Raw genomic sequence first — 19,980 nt, forward strand, 5'->3', positions numbered from 1 at the left:
TTTGAGCGTCACCAAGCCACTTTTTCACGTTTAACTTGGTTCTCGTGCAGATACCCATATTTTCAGGTAGGGACAAAGAAACAGGCGAATTCAGTGATGGACGAATACACTGTTTTGAACGATCCGAGGAGGAGGGGAAAGTATGAAACAACAAGTTACGCGTGATGAAGCGATGAAATTAATAGGCAAAAATATTGTTGCAATCAAAAAAGACGGCACTCGGGTTACGGGAAAGCTGTTGAAAGTATCGGGCAACAAACTGGTACTCAAGCGTTTGAATGGCAAAAAAGTACGTACAAAAGCGATTCTGCCACTGGTATTGTTTGATCTGCTCGCTATTGCCACACTGCCTTATGCTTATGGAGGTGGTCCCGGCTTCGGTCCCGGATATGGACCTGGACCAAAACCAGGCCCTGGATATGGTCCAGGCTACGGACCGGGATATGGACCTGGAGGATCTGGTGGCGGATATGGACCTGGTCCTGGATTCGGCCCTTATGGTCCAGGTCCACGCCCACCAGGATTTTTCTAGGACATTCTATAATGTTTTTTCCAATTCGTAGCAGCGGCTTATCATGATGTATCGAATCGCGCTGTATCCATTTTTTTGATAAAACTGAAGCCCTTTGGTATTTCCCTCATCCACCATCACTTTAGATCTTCGACAACCCCGAGATACCGCAAAGCTCTCTGCTTTGAGCAACAAAGTTTGCCCGTAACGTTTGCGTTGTTCTTTCGGACTAACGGCCATCATATCGACATAGAGCAATTCCCCATGCATGAGAAAATGGATGAATGCCACAGCAGCTTTGTCTGGCTCCGGCGAGACAACAAAGGTCATGCCCCTGTTCATTCGCAGGGGTATTTCTTTGCGGATTTTATTAATTTCCTTTTCGCTCATATGGGATAAAGGAACAAGTTGAGTGTCAATCAGCTTCATGATGGCGCCATCATCCAGCTTGGATGTGCGTTGCCGAATCACCATGCGGAGCCTCCTTTCAGGACCAGTCGTGCTGCTCGTATATCCTATGCCTGAAGTAAGATAAAAGGTGACTGAATGAAGCGCTAGGATTAGGGCAACCTTATAGGCTGAAGAGGGAGGAAGGAAGGTTCTCTGAATTTTTATGCAAAACAGGTATTGACTTATCGGTTGGAGGAATCATATAATGTTCCTAACATTTAACGAGAATATTTCATCGGCTATGAAGAGGACGAAGTTTTAAGGGCTCTTTTGCTCAGAGAGTGGCTGGAATTGCTGAAACCACCACCATTATCCCTTATATACGAGCTCACCTCGGAGCTGTTTTCCTGAAAAGCACTGGATGTCACTCCTTTCGCGTATTAGGGAAAATCGTATGTCTGCGTTACAGACAACAGGTATGGGAAACGACTATGTTCGTTTGAGCTATTCGTTTTGTTGTACCTGGTAAGGTCCGTTATTGCGAAATTTCGGGCAAAGTTGGGTGGTACCACGGAAGCGATAACCTTTCGTCCCTCGCAAGCATGAACTTGTTTGCAGGGGATGGAAGGTTTTTTTTGTAACTTTAAATGTCAGAATGGTGTAAATTCCGAGAGGAGGATGACTAATGGGAGCTCAAATTCCAGAAGTACGATCGACAGATGAATTACGTGAAAAATGGATGAAGCCGGAGGTCATTAGCGGTTCCGAGATTCTGCTGAGAAGTTTGTTGCTTGAAGGTGTGGATTGCGTATTTGGTTACCCGGGTGGCGCAGTGTTGTACATTTACGATGCAATGTATGGTTTCGAGGATTTCAAACACGTCTTAACCCGTCACGAACAAGGTGCAATTCATGCAGCTGACGGATATGCACGTGCAAGCGGCAAAGTTGGTGTTTGTATCGCTACCTCCGGGCCGGGAGCAACCAATCTGGTTACTGGAATAGCCACGGCATATATGGATTCTGTGCCGCTGGTTGTCATTACGGGAAATGTTAATTCCAGCCTGATCGGCTCGGATGCTTTCCAGGAAGCGGATATTACCGGGATTACAATGCCGATCACCAAACACAGCTATCTGGTAAAAGATGTTAAGGATTTGTCGAGTATCATTCATGAGGCATTCCATATTGCCAACACCGGCCGTAAAGGTCCTGTACTGATCGACATTCCGAAAGATGTCTCAGCCAACAAAACCTTGTTTGAACCAAGTACTGAACCTGTTACATTAAGAGGGTACAATCCACGGACAGTACCAAACAAACTGCAGGTTGACCGTTTGGCTCAGGCCATTCAGGAAGCAGAACGTCCAATGATTCTGGCCGGTGGCGGTGTGGTATACTCGGGAGGACATGAAGAACTGTTCGAGTTTGTTGAGAAGACAGGTATTCCGATTACGACAACCCTTCTGGGGCTTGGTGCATTCCCAAGTGGGCATGAACTATGGACAGGGATGCCAGGAATGCACGGAACATACACATCCAACCTGGCCATCCAACAGTCGGATCTGCTGATTAATATCGGCGCACGATTCGATGATCGGGTAACAGGTAAGCTGGACGGATTCGCTCCACATGCCAAAATCGTTCATATCGATATTGATCCGGCTGAGATTGGTAAAAACATTGCAACCGATATTCCAATCGTTGGTGATGTGAAGACCGTACTTGAAATAGCCAACAAAGAAGTTGGACGTGCAGAGCGTGCAGATGCATGGAGAGACCAGATCAAACAGTGGAAACAAGAGAAGCCATACAGCTATACGGATTCAGACGAAGTGCTGAAACCGCAGTGGGTTGTTGAAATGTTGAATGATACAACCAAAGGTGAAGCGATTGTGACTACGGATGTGGGACAACATCAGATGTGGGCGGCACAATATTACAAGTTTAATCAACCACGTTCATGGGTAACTTCGGGTGGTCTAGGAACGATGGGCTTTGGATTCCCTTCTGCAATTGGTGCTCAGATGGCCAATCCGGACAGACTCGTTATCTCCATTAACGGTGACGGCGGAATGCAGATGTGTTCCCAAGAACTCGCAATCTGTGCCATTAACAATATACCGGTAAAAATTGTGATCATTAACAATCAGGTACTTGGAATGGTTCGCCAATGGCAGGAACTCATCTATGAGAACCGTTACAGCCACATTGATTTGGCAGGAAGCCCGGATTTTGTAAAACTGGCTGAAGCATATGGCGTGAAAGGATTGCGTGCAACGAATAAGGAAGAAGCAGCGCGTGCTTGGCAGGAAGCTTTGGATACACCAGGACCAGTCGTTGTAGAATTCGTAGTACGCAAGGATGAAAATGTGTATCCAATGGTTCCGCAGGGAGCAACAATTGATCAAATGCTGATGGGGGATGCTGACGAATGATTAGACATACGATTTCAATATTGGTAAACGATCAGCCAGGCGTCCTTCAGCGTGTGTCAGGGTTGTTCGGTCGACGCGGATTTAACATTGAGAGTATTACCGTAGGTCAATCGGAAGAACCAGGACTCTCCCGGATGGTTATTGTCACCATTGGTGACGATAAAACGCTGGAGCAGATTGAGAAACAATTGTATAAAATCATCGATGTTATTAAAGTGGTTGATTTCAGCCTGAAACCGATGGTAGCCCGTGAACTCGCTTTGATTAAAGTGAAAGCAGAGCCTTCCGAGCGTCCTGAAATTCTGGGTGTGGTAGAAACATTCCGCGCATCCGTTGTAGATGTTGGTCCAGGCAGCCTGATTGTGCAGGTAGTCGGAGATACGGACAAAATTGATGCTATGATTGAATTGCTCAAGCCATATGGCATTCGCGAATTGTCCCGTACAGGCATAACTGCATTGGTACGCGGCAACGTATAAAGCTATAATGAATGAAGAGGGACGACGGTTAGCTAACATATACAGTTGATCTTATGTGAGTGTCAGTCCCTTAACAGTTGTAATTTAACATTTTAGTGATGTAACGCTTGAAAATATAGCTACATTCCCGCATTAATGGGCGGGTGTCTGAACGGATCGGATCAGACCAGAGATTGCTTTTGACACTCCAAGCGAGGCGGTCCCTTGAGACACCCGCTCATTAATGAAGGGTTCTTTACAATACAAAGGAGGACTTATAAACATGCCAGTAACTACTTATTATGAACAGGATGCAGAGCTTAACGTATTGAAAGGAAAAACGATCGCGGTAATCGGTTATGGTAGCCAGGGCCACGCCCAAGCTCAAAACCTTCGTGATAGTGGATTGAACGTAGTCATCGGACTTCGTGAAGGTAAATCCTTCGACACTGCAAAAAATGACGGATTTGAAGTTCTGTCCCCGGCTGAAGCAACAAGCCGCGCAGATGTAGTTCAAATCTTGCTGCCAGACGAAACTCAAGCTTCTGTATACAAAAACGAAATCGAACCAAACCTGAAAGAAGGCGCTGCATTACTCTTCTCACACGGTTTCAACGTTCATTTCGGTCAAATCGTTGCTCCAAAAAACAGCGATGTATTGCTGGTAGCTCCTAAGTCCCCTGGTCACATGGTACGTCGTACTTATGTGGAAGGTTTTGGTGTACCGGGCCTGATCGCGATTGAGCAAGATGCAACGGGTAAAGCTAAAGAAATCGGTTTGGCTTATGCTAAAGGTATCGGTTGTACACGCGCAGGGGTTATCGAAACTTCCTTCCGTGAAGAAACAGAAACAGATCTGTTCGGTGAGCAAGCTGTTCTGTGTGGTGGTGTGAGTGCATTGGTAAAAGCTGGGTTCGAAACATTGACTGAAGCGGGTTACGCTCCTGAAATGGCATACTTCGAATGTCTGCACGAACTGAAGCTGATCGTTGACATGATGTATGAAGGCGGACTTTCAAGCATGCGTGATTCCATCAGTAACACAGCTGAGTACGGTGACTATGTAACTGGACCTCGTGTTGTAACTGAAGATACGAAGAAAGCAATGAAAGAAGTGCTGACGGATATCCAACAAGGTAAATTCGCACGCGACTTCATTCTGGAAAACCAATCCGGACGTGCATTCTTGACAGCAACTCGTCGTAACGAAGCTGAACATCCAATCGAAGTGGTTGGCGGACAATTGCGTGAGATGATGCACTGGATCAAGAAGTAAGCATTAACTTCTAGAGCATGCACTTTAAGGTAATCAAGTAAACTTAGAGCTTTAACTGGGAATAGCGGCCGTGCTTATGCGTGAGCCGCTATTGCTGGTTCAGAGAAACATATAATAACAAGTACAGGAGGTGCGAAGCGTGCGTAAAATCTATGTATTTGACACAACGCTACGTGATGGAGAGCAATCCCCGGGAGTCAATCTGAACACTCGTGAAAAGGTGGAAATTGCCCATCAGCTCGAGCGGCTTGGCATTGACCGGATGGAAGCGGGTTTCCCGGCGGCATCTCCAGGTGATCTGGCAGCTGTCAATGCAGTAGCAAATGCGGTCAAAAATGTGACTGTAATTGGCTTGTCCCGTTCCAGAGAGCAAGACATTGATGCGGTTAAGGAAGCACTTAAAGGTGCACAGGACCCGTGCATTCACGTTTTCCTGGCAACTTCACCTATTCACCGCCAACATAAATTGCGCATGGACAAAGCGCAGGTACTGGATACAGCTCGTTCCGCGATTCGTTATGCAAAGAAAACATTCTCGAAGATTGAATTCTCACTTGAGGATGCAGGTCGTACTGAGTATGATTTCCTCGTGGAAATGGTGAATATGGCTGTTGAAGAAGGTGCAGCTGTCGTGAATATTCCGGATACGGTTGGTTACCTGAGCCCATATGAATACGGAAACATTTTCAAACATCTCAAGGAGAATGTACACGGTATTGAAAAGGTACAGCTGAGTGCCCACTGCCATAATGACTTGGGTATGGCGACGGCCAATACACTTGCAGCCATTCTCAACGGAGCCGATCAGATCGAAGGTACGATCAATGGCATTGGTGAACGTGCCGGAAACACGGCGATCGAGGAAATTGCTATGGCGCTGGAGACACGTCAGGAATTTTTCCAGGCGAAAACATCGCTGCAGTTGTCTGAAATTGCACGGACCAGTCGTTTGGTTAGCCGTTTGACAGGTATGGTTGTGCCTGGAAACAAAGCCATTGTTGGGGCGAATGCCTTCGCACATGAATCCGGCATTCACCAGGATGGCATGTTGAAGGAAAAAACCACGTACGAGATTATGACTCCAGAGTCCATCGGTCTGAAGGAAAGCAAACTTGTACTGGGTAAACATTCTGGTCGTCATGCCTTCCGTGAACGGTTGATTGATCTGGGATATGAGCTGGAAGAAGAAGCATTGAATCGTGCTTTTGCTCAGTTCAAAGATCTTGCTGATAAGAAAAAAGAAGTTACTGACGAAGATCTGCTCGCTGTAATTGAAGAGAAATTGCAGGATGCACCTGAAGTGTATAAACTGGAATCGATCTTTGTTACGTACGGAGATGAATCGGTACCAACGGCCAAAGTCCGCATTGCAACGCTTGACGGGGATACGCTTGAGAAGCAAGCAGAGGGTAACGGATCGGTAGATGCAATCTACAATGCGATTGACCAAGTGAGTGGGGAAGACGTAACGTTGTCGGACTACTCCATCAAATCGGTAACACATGGTAAGGATGCATTGGGTGAAGTACATGTTGTGCTGACACAGAATCAGGTTTCGGTACAAGGACGTGGCGTAAGCACAGATATATTGGGTGCAAGTGCACGTGCCTATGTAGACGGCCTGAATCAATTGATTGAGAAGCGCAAGACATATACGAACCGTGTAAACGTTAATCTTTAGGCTCCAATGCAAGAAGCACGCACCTTTCATTGAACTGAACTTTAAGCTGAGACACATGTATGCTACTAGAATGATCTATCTTTAATTTAATGGATATAGAAGATCGTTCGGCTTGTTTTGTTACGTTTAGTGAGGTACGTAAAGAGTCTGACTCTCCTGTGGAGGGCCAGACTCTTTTGCTTATTATTTATATGATTATGGCAGTAAAACACAGAACCTTTTCTACGCTTCCTATTGTATTGGCTTACGCCATCAAGCTATTACCATGCGTATGCATTAGGTGCATGTCCACCTGGACCCGGGAAAATCTCATCCAGACGTTTGAGCACGGCTTCATCCAAAGTCACGTCCAGACATTTGAGTGCGGTCTCAAACTGCTCCAGCGTACGCGGTCCGATAATCGGGGCGGTCACTGCCGGATTGGCTGCAACCCATGCCAAAGCCACCGTATCCTGTGGTTCACCGAGATCACGACACAGTGTGGCAAAGTCTTCAAGCTGAGTTTGCTGCTGCTCGATCCGTCCAGCGATGCCCCCGCTGCGTGTTCCTTCCAGCTTCTGCAGAGCGTTACGTCCCAATAAACCACCATCCAGTGGACTCCATGGAATGACGCCGAGGCCCAGCTCTTTGGCTGCGGGCAGTACTTCCAACTCAGGCAAACGACAGTTGAGACTATATTTATGTTGTTCGGAAACCAGGCCGAGGAAATGACGATTCTTGGCTTCACTTTGAGCGATTGCAATCTGCCATGCAGCAAAGTTACTCGATCCTACATAACCGATTTTACCCTGATGAACGGCATTCTCGAACGAACCCCACAGCTCGTCCCACGATATGGCAGGGTCTACATGATGCATCTGGTATAGCTCGATATGATCGGTCTGTAAGCGGCGGAGGGAACCCTCCAGATGCCGTCTGATTTTGTAGGCGGAGAGGCCAGCTTCGTTGTTGGGGCCATCTGTATCATCATGCATGGAGCCATAGACTTTGGTGGCCAGAACTACTTTTTCACGTCTGCCCCCACCTTGGTTGAACCAGCGTCCGATAATTTCTTCGGTAAGGCCGGAATTTTCACCCCAACCGTAGATGTTAGCGGTATCAAAAAAGTTCACCCCTGCATCAAGTGCTGCGTCCATAATGCGGAAAGCTTCTTTTTCATCTGTAGCAGGCCCGAAATTCATGGTACCGAGACAGATTCGGCTGACCTTGAGGCCTGATTTACCCAAATACGAATATTGCATATTGCTTATCCCTCCTGCGTACCTGATTTGAATTCAGCTATATTTTAACCCAGCCGGGAGGTCAGAACAACTTGGAAAGGCCAATCTCTATTGGCTTATAGGTAAAATCTATTAAAGTCATAGATTGTATATCTTGGTCAAATGACCTTGGAATATGATACAAAGGAGAGAGTTAATATGAGACGTTACTTTATGAATAATTAATGAATGAAATATAAGGAGTGGACAACCCAATGGCAGACGTGAAAAAAATTGCAGTTATTGCAGGTGACGGAATTGGCCCTGAAGTCGTAGCTGAGGCTGAGAAAGTTCTTAAACGTACGGAGGAAGTATTCGGTTATCGTTTTGAGACAGAGCATGCGTTGTTTGGCGGAATCGCGATTGATGAGAAGGGTACGCCTCTTCCTGAAGAAACACTGACTGTATGTAAAAGTGCAGATGCAGTCCTGCTTGGAGCGGTTGGTGGTCCAAAGTGGGATAACAACAGCAAGGAGCTTCGCCCGGAAACAGGCCTGCTGGGTATTCGCAAAGCACTTGGATTGTTCTCCAACCTGCGTCCGGCTGTTGTATTTGATTGCTTGAAGGATGCTTCAACTCTGAAGCCTGAAGTACTGGAAGGTACAGATCTGATGGTGGTACGTGAGTTGACAGGTGGGATCTACTTCGGTGAGAAATTCAGACGTGAAAGTGCACAGGGCGAAGAGGCAGTAGATACATGTGCATATAATGTAACAGAAGTGGAGCGGATCGTTCGTCAGGCATTCGAAATTGCGCAAGGACGTCGCAAAAAGCTGGCTTCTGTAGACAAAGCCAACGTATTGGAAACTTCCCGTCTCTGGCGTGAAGTCGTGAACCGGGTAGCACCGGATTATCCGGATGTTGAACTGGAGCATGTACTGGTAGACAACTGCGCGATGCAATTGCTGCGTCGTCCGTCCAGCTTCGATGTCATCGTAACGGAAAACATGTTCGGAGATATCTTGAGTGATGAAGCAGCGATGTTGACAGGTTCCATCGGTATGCTCGCATCTGCATCACTGGGAGAGGGCAGCTTCGGACTCTATGAACCGGTACACGGTTCCGCACCGGATATCGCAGGTCAAGGTCTCGCTAATCCGATTGCAACCATCCTCTCTTTGGCGTTGATGTTCCGTACAACCTTTGGGTATACAGAAGGTGCGGATGCCATTGAAGCAGCTGTGTCGGATGTATTGAATGCAGGACACCGCACGAGTGATATTGCTGTAGACAAGAGCACAGCGATCAGCACGACCGAAATGGGCGATTTGATCGTGGCGGCTATTCAGAAACAGGCGTAATTATATTACCAACTACAGGCAGCCCTTTGTTTCCAGTTATGGAATGTACAGAGGGCTGTTCCTTTATCATTTTTGCCACGAAAAATCCTTATTTATAATGATTATAAAAAAATAATGTTTATAATCTTGACTTTGGGAAGTCCGGATGATAACATTTTACTTGTACTTGTTATCAAGGTTCAAATCATTTTAATTACAGGAAAAGCGTTCGCGTTTTTCTTGATGATGAGCAATCCGCAAGGATGCTTACATAATCCCAAAGGAGGAATTTTTAGTTATGGCAGAACGTTTGGTAGGTAGACCAGCACCGGATTTCGCAATGGAAACAGTATCGGGAGACGGACAAGACTTCGGTTCCGTTAAACTGTCCGATTATCGTGGCAAATGGCTTGTATTCTTCTTTTATCCTTTGGACTTCACATTTGTGTGCCCAACTGAAATTACAGCTTTGAGCGTTGCTTCCGAGCAATTCAAAGCTTTGGATACTGAAATCCTTGGCGTGAGTGTAGACTCCGTACACAGCCACAAAGCATGGATCAATACACCTGTAGACAGCAATGGTCTGGGTCAATTGAACTTCCCGCTGGCTTCTGACATCACGAAGCAAGTGGCTAAAGATTACGGCGTTCTGATCGAAGAAGAAGGCGTAGCATTGCGCGGTCTGTTCATCATCGATCCAGAAGGCGAACTGAAATATCAAGTGGTTAACCACAACGATGTAGGCCGTAGTGTTGAAGAAACACTTCGCGTACTGCAAGCACTGCAATCCGGCGGATTGTGTGCAATGAACTGGAAACCAGGCGACACTAACCTGTAAGCCAAGTTAACTTGAACGGTTTTTGTTCAAGCCCTCATCCCGTTAGGGATTGAGGGCTTTTTGCACCCTTTTGCCGGAAGTTATCACGAAGTTAATCAAAAGTGTTTGAACAAGCGGCTAAGCGTGTTAATAATATATTAGAAGAAAGTCTTCTTTTTATCAGTTGAAAGAGGAATTGATGGCCTTTAAGGCGAATAGGGTATGGAAACCCGGTAAATATTCCGGTGCTCTGCATTTATAATCTGTACATGAATGTGATACACTGATGGAACTATTCCTTTTCGGAAGTGCTGTAAGTGTACGGGATGGCATTTTAACAAAAAAGTCCCGGCACGTAATAAGGAGGGTGAACAAAAATGAGTTACTGTTGTGGGGCAAGTATGGTTGGAACGAAGGGCACGCTGAAGCATTACCGCACCCAGGTTCATAATGTTCCCCTGCTGTTTTGCCCGGTGTGTCACCGGGTTGAGGTGCATTATAAAGTGGAAAACGAATACGAAATCCTGGCTGAATATGCGCATGGAGACGGTGCATCCGAGATCGACTTTCAAGATTATGTTACAGAAGATGAGGATGCGATTTTTGAAAACTGTGTAAACCGTGAGAGCGAGGATGCCATGGTCATTGTGCAGCGCCAGATTGATATGGCTCTGGATTTGCTCAGGCTCGCCAAGGAAACCAAAGACGAGAAGTGGGAAAGCGAACTTAAACGTCGATTAGCTGTGATGAGTCAGCGCAGACTGAAAATTCAGCATAATAAGACCGGACTATAGATGCTCTCGGATATATCACCAATTAAAGATATTAAAAACGAAGCTGATTTGCCTACTGGGTGAAACGGCTTCGTTTTTGTGCTGTGTTCTGGAACTAATTCGAGGTTTTTTTTAAAATAATTTCCATTCGACACTTTCTCCGATTGACTCTCTTCTATAAACTTGTCTATGATAAAAACAGACTTGCAAAAGAGGCGGAGCAAAAAATGTTCGTGTTTGGGAATAGGAGAAGGTCAGAATGGGACAAACGTATATGATTTTCCGGATCGACTGTTGGTTACCGGGAATAGACCAGCTTGAGTTCCGGCCATGCCATCCATATTTTCGGCTCAGCCCCCCAACGAAAGGGCACCGGTAATGAAAAATAAAATCGGCCCTTCCTGTTTCTGTGATGATATGATGTCCGAATGGCAAGTTTATCATTTACGTGAAAAGGAGGAACCTGACATGATTAGTGAATTTCAGGATACAGTGCCTCAACCAACGGATGGTTTCCCGCCTGTGCATCTGGATAACAACAAGTACGAGAATGTACTGGAACATCTGGATAGCGGTATTATGTTGTTTGACAGTCACGGTGTATTGACGTTTATTAACGTTCAGATGGCAAAGTTGTTGGAACTTCCAAGAAGTCTGTTGAGCGGCTGCACCCTGATGCAAATGCTGCATCATCCGCAGATGAGCCGATTCAAGAAAAAGAAAATTTTACGTATCTATCGGGAAACTATTTTTCACCGTAAGCGCTATCATGAATTGATTGATGAATACGGAAGGCATTGGCTGGTTACTGTGACGTACGGTGATCAGATGGATGGCGACTTCTTGTTCAGCGTCAAAGATGTATCTGATTATAAACAAATTGAACAGACCGCTTATCAAAATGACAAACTTGCGATGCTGGGGCGAATTTCAGCATCTATTGCTCATGAAATTCGTAATCCGTTGACTGCAATCCGTGGGTTCATTCAACTGCTCAGGCCCCATTTGCTGCAGCTCGGCAAAGACGAGTACGCTCGAATCATACTGACGGAGATTGATCGGGCGAATGACATCATCTACGAATTTTTGAATTCTTCCAAACCGTCAGCTCCACAGAAGACCGTGATATCCGTCGACTCTTTGCTCAAAGAGGTGGTCTTGCTGACCGAAAGCGAAGGGTTGATGAAGGGATGCGAGATCGTACTGGATGAAGGGGATGCCCCGCTGAATGTGTCCATTGATGTCAAACAGATTAAGCAGGTTATTTTGAATATGGTGAAAAACGCAATGGATGCCATTGAGGAAGTTGGCGAAGAACATACGGGTCTAATTCGAATATCTACCGCCACGGAAAACAAGTTCGTGCAGATCTCCATCGCGGATAACGGTCATGGGATGGACCATAACACGCTTGTACGTCTGTTTGATCCATTCTTCACGACCAAGGAGAGCGGAACGGGGCTTGGACTTTCGGTGAGTTACCGAATCATCAAGAACCATGGAGGCACCATCTCTGTGGATAGCAAAAAGGGTGAAGGCACGCGGTTTATAATTATGTTACCCTTGGTATATTGAGAAAAGCGGGGAGTCGAGGAGTTGGCCATTTGCCAACTCCTTTGTTTTATGTTGCTAATAACGGTTATAGTTAGTAATGAATGCGAATACATAAGCTCCATAACGGAAGGATGAGATGCAGATGGAAATCCAAGGAATGGAACGAATGAATCAACAATTGATGGATCATGTGGGAAAAGTGATTGTGGGAAAAGAGCATACGATAGAGCTGGTGATGACAGCGATCATAGCGTCAGGACATGTGCTGCTGGAGGATGTACCGGGTACCGGAAAAACGATGCTCGCCAAATCGGTAGCTTCCTCATTGGACTGCACATTCCAACGCATCCAGTTTACACCGGACTTGCTGCCCTCTGACTTAACAGGGATTCATTTTTTTAATCAAAAAGAAGGGGATTTTGAATTCCGACCCGGCCCCTTGTTTGCCAATCTTGTACTAGCCGATGAGATTAACCGGGCTACACCGCGTACACAATCAAGTTTGCTGGAGTGTATGGAAGAGCGCCAGATCAGTATCGACGGTTCAACGAGACAGCTGGAACGGCCATTCATCGTTATCGCCACCCAGAATCCTGTAGATAACCAAGGAACTTTTCCGCTACCTGAAGCGCAGATGGATCGTTTTATGATGAAAATTCGCATGGGTTATCCAAGCAGTGAAGAGAGTGTAGAAATTTTGAGACGTACGGTAGCCAGTCGTTCTGTTGATGATCTCTCGGCAGTGATCAGTCGTGAAGAACTTTTGAAGGCGCAGGATACGTATAAAACAGTGCAAATCAACGAAGATCTGCTACGATATATCATTCAGTTAACCGAAGCGACAAGGCAACATCCAGAGCTCTCGCTTGGCGTAAGTCCACGAGGGGCTCAGGCATTACTCAAGGCAAGTCAGGCATGGGCTGCACTGCATGGCAGAGACTTTGTTTTGCCAGATGATATTAAAGTACTGGCGGAACCTGTGCTGGCCCACCGACTGGTATTCCGTAACCGGATCAGACAACAAGAGGGCTTGGCGGAGCGTATCATCCAGGAACTTCTGAATCAGACAGAAGTGCCTACGGAGAATCTCGCTACAAGCGGGCGTTAATCTTATGGCATTATTATGGCTTGTCCTTGTTGGAGGCATTGTCGTTGTTATACATGGTGTGTGGTTTGGACGACCTGCACTGCGAAAACTCAGATACAGCAGACAATTCAGCAAGCTGCGTTGTTACGCTGGAGATGAACTTGAGATGGTGGAGACGATATCGAATGAGAAACGAGTCTCCGTACCGTGGCTCAGACTTGAATCGATGATGCCAGTGTCGTTTGTATTTCGTTCCGGCTCAGGTATGGATATTAGTCAAGGCGAAATCTATCAGAACCATAAGAGTATTTTTACGTTAAAACCGTTTACTCGTATTACGCGCAAACATCCTTTTACATGTACTCAGCGTGGAATTTATCCATTAAATACAGCAACGATGACAGGTGGGGATCTCTTTGGCGTGTGGCGTTCCACCAAACCGATTCCTTTGCAAATGTCTATGATCGTGTATCCTTCATTAGTGAATGCAGAGGATCTTCCTGCAATTTATCAGGTATGGCAGGGAGAAGTGGAAGTATCACGATGGATCGTTGAAGATCCTTTCTTGATTCTGGGTGTTCGGCCTTATGGTGCAGGCGACCCCATGAATCGTATTCACTGGAAAGCGAGTGCACGTACAGGTGAATTACAGGTCTACAAGCAGGGATGGACGGCTGATCCGCAATCCTGGATAGTAGTCAACATTCAGGAATCTGCAGATATGTGGAGTGTTGTTACTCGACCGGAAAAGATTGAGCGGGCACTTCGTTACGCTGCCACGGCTGCAGTGGATGCCATCGGTAGAGGGTTGCCAGCAGGTTTCGCCCATAATGGTTATCATGTGGGTGGAGGCCGCGATACACTTCGGATTGAACCGGATTATGGCACGCCTCATCTGGAACGGTTACTGGAAGCTATGGCTGAGACAGAGTTGAAATGCATGGTGCCCATGGAGCAATTCCTGAATGATGAAGTACGTCTGAATGAAGAAGCACAGCAAATCCGCAGCTATCTGCTGATTACATCCTATGTATCTGCCGCTATGGAGCACGAGATTGCACGTCTGCACGAACAAGGACATCGTGTAACGATTCTCCCGGTAGAGGACGTGAAGGGTAATACGAAGGCGGTGAGTGCATGAGGAACAGACCGGTAGCAACGACCACAGGACTCATAACAATGCTTGCCGTCTTGATGGCTGGCATATACCTTTTTCCGATATTTACGCTTGCTTCATTCTACGCAATGGAACATTTGCCGTACACATTATTCATCCTGGTTGTTCTTGTAGGTTGGTTGGGACAATTCATTCAGCATAAAATTCCAGGTTTTAGCGAGAAAAGTACACTCATTCGTGGACTAGCGGCACTCGTCATAGGATTTCTCTTCGCACTCGTTGTTGGGTTGAGCCTTATTCTCCCGTTGCCGGATATCATCACATTGGTACTGTGTGGAGTCATCTCGGCTTATGCAGGTCTGACCCTCCAGCCAGTCTTTCATTCTGTATTGTTATGGCGCTTGCAGATTATGGGTGTAATCAGTGCAATCGTGCTTATGATTGCTTCGAACTCGTTGGAATTCATGCAGCCGATACAAACCTATACCCTATGGATCTATATTGCCGGAGTGATCAGCTTTGCCTTTTGGCTAGTTGGACGATATATGCTGCAACTGGATCAGGCAATACTCAATGACGGCAAGAGAAGATTGGTATTAAGAGATTTTGCACGTGCGAATCATCAGCGGTTCATGTGGATGTTTATTGTTATCGTAGCGATTGGTGCTTTCCCAAGTCTGGCTGCCTGGCTGGGACCGCTGCGTGATCGCTTGCTCGCATGGATCAGGGGATGGTTTGGTCCGATTTCCGGCGAGGAGCCACGATTACCAATGGACAACCCCAATCAGCAGTTAAATATACCGAATGACTGGAGAGAGCCGCCATCCGAGCCCTCAGTCTTCTGGAACATCCTCGGATGGGTAGTGATGTGTGCTGTAGCAGGAGCAATCCTGTGGTTGCTTCTGAGGTTGGGTCAAAAAACGATAAACAGACTTATGGACCGATTCAAGGGGATGTTACAACCAGGTGAAAAGAAGGCAGAACCACGGACGGAGTATATCGATGTCAGTGAGACGCTTGATGCGCCAGCAAAAGTCCGAAAGAATTGGTTTCGGAAGAAAGAAGCGCCACCTGCACAGGATGCCGAACGTGTTCGGTATTACTATCGGACTTGGATTGAAAGAGCCGCTCATCGAGGCGTGGAAATACAGGGGACACACACTCCGCTGGAGGCTGCACAGACCATTATTCAGAATGGTATGAAGGTAGAAGAAGATGAGCTGTCTGCGAGACTGCCAGATACGTATAATGCCGTTCGTTATGGAGAGAAAGCTCCCGATCGTTCCGATATGGTTGAGATTGACCGAATCTGGAGATCTTATCGAAGTAAATAAGTCCGGAATCCCTTTACTTTTCTTGTCACGTTCAAGTATCATGAGAGGAATACACAAGTTGGTCAGAAAAGGAGCAGACATTAATGAAGACAAATCATTGCAAAATTGTAGATTGTACGATCCGTGATGGCGGATTGGTGAATAATTGGGACTTTAGCGTGGACTTTGTTCAACAGCTATATGCTGGATTGAATGAAGCTGGCGTTGATTATATGGAAATTGGATATAAGAACTCTCCGAAGTTGCTTAAAGGTGCCGAGGAAGCAGGACCATGGCGTTTCCTGAACGATGATTTCCTGCGTAAAGTTATTCCTCAAAAAGGCAATACCAAACTGTCTGCGCTGGTTGACGTAGGTCGTGTGGACGAAAATGATATCTTGCCTCGCAGTGAGAGCATGCTGGATCTGATCCGGGTTGCCTGCTACAGCAAAGATGTAGACAAGGCACTTGCACTGGTTCAAACATTCCATGATCGTGGATATGAAACTACACTTAATATTATGGCACTCTCCAATGTTATGGAGAATGAATTGCTGGAAGCATTTGAATTGATCAAAGAAAGCGCTGTGGATGTTGTTTACATTGTAGACTCCTACGGTAGCTTGGACCATAATGATGTGAAATATCTGGTAGAGAAGTTCAAGACTCACTTGCCTAACAAACGTCTTGGTGTTCACACACATAATAATATGCAACTTGCGTTTTCTAACACATTGGTTGCGGCAGAACTTGGCGTTGAACTGCTTGACGCTTCTGTGTATGGTATGGGACGTGCGGCAGGAAACTGTCCAACCGAATTGCTCGTAGCTCATCTGAAAGGAACAAAATACAATCTGCGTCCAGTACTTGGTGTATTGGAACAGTTGATGGTTCCACTCAGAGAAAAAGAAGAATGGGGTTACATTCTGCCTTACATGATTACAGGCGCGTTGGACGAGCATCCACGTTCAGCAATGGCGATTCGCTCATCGGAAGACAAGGATAAGGTTGTTGATTTCTATGATAAATTAACAACACCAGAAGTGAATTTTGAGAAGTAATATAGTCTGAAATACAGTTGCAAAATAGGAAAACATGGACTCTAACTGGAGATCCATGTTTTTTTAGTTCTTAATGCCTTGTTTTTCTATATATTTGTGAATAAATATTCCTAGGAGTAACTATTTTTTAGTTCACGTATACAAAATTAAATGTTATTATGTACCAGATAGCATGTGTATGCATGTGAATTGAACGTTGGTTAATATGTTTTTTGTCGAATCGTGTAGTAAGTTGTTAAGTTTGGTTAATGTAATTCAGGATAGGTGATCCCGGGAAGGAAAACACGGCATGAAGGTTAATCTGCAAGATCAGAGAAAAATAATTTGGGTCGCTGTGGGCGGCTTATTATGTTTCCTCGCAAGTCAATGGTTTCGTTCTTCTTCAAGCTCTGATCTGATCATATCGGGTTACCCGGTTTTGACACTCTTGGGTGGATTTGCTGCGGTAGCGGCTTGTATCGGCATCTATAATCAAAGCTGGTTGTTTCGGACACAGAAGCTAACGCTTCGGAGGACATTATTGACAACACTCTTTTTATTGATTGGACTATTTGAACTGGTTCATATCGTTTCATTTGCAGAAGAGATTCCAAATGGAGCCATGATGGAATCGGAGTTTTCCTTAATGATGTCAACCATGGGATCTTTGGTATGTTCCGTAGGTTTACTGCTCGTGTATACCTTAAATGAGAAAGAGTTTGCATTACCACGCAAATTCTTACTGTTAAGTGGGACATTGGGTACCTTTGTTATTTTGTACATACTGGCTATTCAGGAATGGAGCATGTTGCCGAGTATGCTTGATGGGGAAGTGCTTGGTGGTATCTTCACTCGAGTTCATCTTATGGTTGGATTGCTCTATGGCATTATTGCAGTTCTTTTGTTTGTACAATGGAAAAAAACCAAAGACAGTGATTTACCAACCATTCTATGTGGCATTCTGTGTTTCTTTTTTGGTGAATGTTATTTTGTTTCAGCAACTGGGGTGAACGATCTCAATCTGTTATTAGGATTGCTGAGTAATTGTATGGCATATTTTTTCATCCAAAAAGGACTGTATACGTCCGTAGTGGACACACCTTTCCTGCAACAGCAGGTCGCGGAAGCCAAGATGAACTATATTGCTCATCATGATGATGTAACGGGACTTCCAAACCGTCGTCGCCTTTCACAGCAGCTGAAAAAGATGATGGATGACGCCGTGGTGCAGGAACAGCTTGTTGGTGTATTGGTCCTGAATATTAATCGGTTCAAAACCATAAATGATTCGCTTGGACAGCAAGCAGCTAACCGTGTTTTGCGTCAGGTAGGTCAACGACTGAAACAATTGTCCCTTCCAGGAGAAGAAGTCTTTGGATTGGGAAGAGATGAGTTTGCATTAACGATGACAGATTTCAGTTCAACCGATACAGCGTTGCGTCGGACAAGATCCATTTTGCAACTTTTTGAGAAGCCCGTCTTGGTTGATGGCAATGAGTATCATCTGACACTTGGAATTGGGATGGCCATTTTCCCACATGATGGGGAGTCACCACTGGAGATTATTCAGAATGCCGATACGGCTTTGCACAGTGCAAAGGAACAAGGAATGGAACTGAATCGTTTTGCCCATGCGATGCAGATGAAGGCACAGGAGCGTTTGCAGCTTGAGAATGATCTGCGCAAGGCGTTGGATCGAGGTCAGTTCTACCTGGTCTACCAGCCGCAGGTTAATCTGCAAAGTGGGCTAATCGTTGGCATGGAAGCCTTGGTGCGTTGGCAGCATCCGCAACGAGGCTCGGTATCTCCGGCGGACTTTATTCCTCTGGCAGAAGAGAGTGGGCTCATTGTGCCACTTGGAGAATGGGTGCTTCGTGAAGCGTGTGCACAGAACAAACAGTGGCAGGAAGCCGGTTATCGTAAACTGTGTGTTTCGGTGAATCTGTCGATGAGACAATTCAGGCACTCCCATTTGTTGGACAATATCAATGGCATTCTCAAAGAGACGGGACTAGAGCCTGTATGGCTTGAACTGGAGATTACAGAGAGCATGACATTTGATAAAGACCGGTCATTCGAACAGTTGCGCAAAATCAAAGAAATTGGTGTGCATATCAGTATTGATGATTTTGGAACGGGATACAGCTCGTTGCACTATCTGAAGGATCTGCCGATTGATCGGCTTAAGATTGACCGTTCATTTGTGAATGAAGTCATGGAGGACAGCAATAACGCAGCGATCGTATCTACCATCACCTCAATGGCGCATCATTTACAACTGAAAGTCACAGCTGAGGGTGTGGAGAACGAAGATCAGATGGTCTTTCTTCGCAATCAACACTGTCACGAGGCTCAGGGTTATTTCTTCAGCAAACCGATTAAAGCCGCTGAATTTGAAAAGCAGTTTTTGAGAGATGTGGATAAGCCTACAGGATAGGGAACAGCGGGGGCGCGAGGGTGCTCCTGCTTTTTTTTGATGGATGCGTAATGAAAAAAATGGAAAATATGACTTGCATGCTATAGAGGATCATGGTATATTATTATTTGTAAAATCACTGTTAAATTCCTAAGGAACTTAACAATAAATCTTCAATCATGCGGGTGTAGTTCAATGGTAGAACTTTAGCCTTCCAAGCTAATAGCGTGGGTTCGATTCCCATCACCCGCTTAACGAAGTAGTACCGGAGTCCTTGCGATGCAGGGGCTTTTTCTATTACCTTAAAAGAAATCTCGTGGTAACAGCGATCAGAAGATTGTTCTGTTTTCGGAGTGGCGAGTAAGTAAGTATTCTTTAGTTTAATGTATATACCCTTTGCTTTTTTCCAATGATCTGGTACAATAACGGAGAAATTGATACTACACATGAATGAGAGGTAACCATACGTCCCATGAAGTAAAACACATGAATTGAACCCCAGTTAACTGCAGACGGTTTTATGACGCAGTCAGCCAGAGCGGCTGAGCAATGAGGGGATTCGTGTGTCCAA

16 protein-coding genes and 1 tRNA gene are annotated in these 19,980 nt (G+C 45.7%); 15 read left to right on the forward strand and 2 right to left on the reverse strand.

Annotation, left to right across the window (positions count from 1 at the left end):
- Positions 1–142: 142 nt before the first annotated feature.
- Entirely contained in the window at positions 143–532 is a 390-nt protein-coding gene (locus tag NST38_RS08955) for a hypothetical protein (protein WP_076252452.1), read from the forward strand.
- A 6-nt stretch (positions 533–538) separates the two neighbouring features.
- Here NST38_RS08955 and NST38_RS08960 read toward each other — a convergent pair whose 3' ends face one another.
- A complete protein-coding gene (locus NST38_RS08960; protein ID WP_036611020.1) occupies positions 539–982 on the reverse strand; it encodes a GNAT family N-acetyltransferase in 444 nt (147 codons plus the stop codon).
- A gap of 604 nt (positions 983–1,586) precedes the next feature.
- On the opposite strand from NST38_RS08960, the gene ilvB reads away from it, so the two are divergent.
- The 4 genes from ilvB to NST38_RS08980 all read left to right on the forward strand — a co-directional run bounded on the left by ilvB (position 1,587) and on the right by NST38_RS08980 (position 6,753).
- A complete protein-coding gene (gene ilvB / locus NST38_RS08965) occupies positions 1,587–3,338 on the forward strand; it encodes a biosynthetic-type acetolactate synthase large subunit (RefSeq protein WP_036610160.1) in 1,752 nt (583 codons plus the stop codon).
- On the forward strand, positions 3,335–3,817 hold the full coding sequence (ilvN, locus tag NST38_RS08970; RefSeq protein WP_024628317.1) for an acetolactate synthase small subunit: 483 nt from the start codon (positions 3,335–3,337) through the stop codon (positions 3,815–3,817). Before ilvB ends, ilvN begins: the two co-directional genes overlap by 4 nt.
- Positions 3,818–4,079: 262 nt before the next feature.
- A complete protein-coding gene (gene ilvC, locus NST38_RS08975) occupies positions 4,080–5,072 on the forward strand; it encodes a ketol-acid reductoisomerase (protein ID WP_036669754.1) in 993 nt (330 codons plus the stop codon).
- A 139-nt stretch (positions 5,073–5,211) separates the two neighbouring features.
- Positions 5,212–6,753 (forward strand): 2-isopropylmalate synthase, encoded by a 1,542-nt coding sequence (locus NST38_RS08980; protein ID WP_017689653.1) that lies wholly within the window; start codon positions 5,212–5,214, stop codon positions 6,751–6,753.
- A gap of 260 nt (positions 6,754–7,013) precedes the next feature.
- Here NST38_RS08980 and NST38_RS08985 read toward each other — a convergent pair whose 3' ends face one another.
- Positions 7,014–7,994 carry an aldo/keto reductase gene (locus NST38_RS08985; protein ID WP_076252450.1) on the reverse strand — a complete coding sequence of 327 codons (981 nt, stop codon included), beginning with the start codon at positions 7,992–7,994 and terminating at the stop codon, positions 7,014–7,016.
- Positions 7,995–8,227: 233 nt separating this feature from the next.
- Between NST38_RS08985 and leuB the strand changes: the two genes are divergently transcribed.
- The 10 genes from leuB (at position 8,228) to NST38_RS09035 (ending at position 19,661) form a co-directional block, all read left to right on the forward strand.
- Entirely contained in the window at positions 8,228–9,313 is a 1,086-nt protein-coding gene (gene leuB, locus NST38_RS08990) for a 3-isopropylmalate dehydrogenase (protein ID WP_036669759.1), read from the forward strand.
- Positions 9,314–9,590: 277 nt separating this feature from the next.
- Complete coding sequence (locus NST38_RS08995) at positions 9,591–10,130, forward strand: peroxiredoxin (RefSeq protein WP_036610146.1); 540 nt, start codon at positions 9,591–9,593, stop codon at positions 10,128–10,130.
- A gap of 356 nt (positions 10,131–10,486) precedes the next feature.
- Positions 10,487–10,903, forward strand: coding sequence for a hypothetical protein (locus tag NST38_RS09000; RefSeq protein WP_017689649.1), 417 nt, complete (start codon positions 10,487–10,489; stop codon positions 10,901–10,903).
- Between the two features lie 447 nt (positions 10,904–11,350).
- Complete coding sequence (locus NST38_RS09005) at positions 11,351–12,457, forward strand: PAS domain-containing sensor histidine kinase (protein WP_036610143.1); 1,107 nt, start codon at positions 11,351–11,353, stop codon at positions 12,455–12,457.
- Between the two features lie 121 nt (positions 12,458–12,578).
- Positions 12,579–13,544, forward strand: coding sequence for an AAA family ATPase (locus NST38_RS09010; RefSeq protein WP_017689647.1), 966 nt, complete (start codon positions 12,579–12,581; stop codon positions 13,542–13,544).
- A gap of 4 nt (positions 13,545–13,548) precedes the next feature.
- Entirely contained in the window at positions 13,549–14,664 is a 1,116-nt protein-coding gene (locus NST38_RS09015; protein WP_036669763.1) for a DUF58 domain-containing protein, read from the forward strand.
- Entirely contained in the window at positions 14,661–15,974 is a 1,314-nt protein-coding gene (locus NST38_RS09020) for a DUF4129 domain-containing protein (RefSeq protein WP_076252448.1), read from the forward strand. The genes NST38_RS09015 and NST38_RS09020 overlap by 4 nt, the downstream gene beginning before the upstream one ends.
- 83 nt (positions 15,975–16,057) lie before the next feature.
- The gene (locus NST38_RS09025) at positions 16,058–17,014 is read left to right on the forward strand and encodes an aldolase catalytic domain-containing protein (RefSeq protein WP_036610133.1); all 957 of its coding nucleotides are present in this window, start codon (positions 16,058–16,060) and stop codon (positions 17,012–17,014) included.
- Between the two features lie 289 nt (positions 17,015–17,303).
- Complete coding sequence (locus tag NST38_RS09030; RefSeq protein WP_076252446.1) at positions 17,304–19,430, forward strand: bifunctional diguanylate cyclase/phosphodiesterase; 2,127 nt, start codon at positions 17,304–17,306, stop codon at positions 19,428–19,430.
- A 160-nt stretch (positions 19,431–19,590) separates the two neighbouring features.
- Positions 19,591–19,661: transfer RNA gene (locus NST38_RS09035), tRNA-Gly, on the forward strand.
- Positions 19,662–19,980 lie beyond the last annotated feature (319 nt).

This window comes from Paenibacillus sp. FSL H8-0104, from assembly GCF_038050215.1.
Classification (GTDB): domain Bacteria; phylum Bacillota; class Bacilli; order Paenibacillales; family Paenibacillaceae; genus Paenibacillus; species Paenibacillus amylolyticus.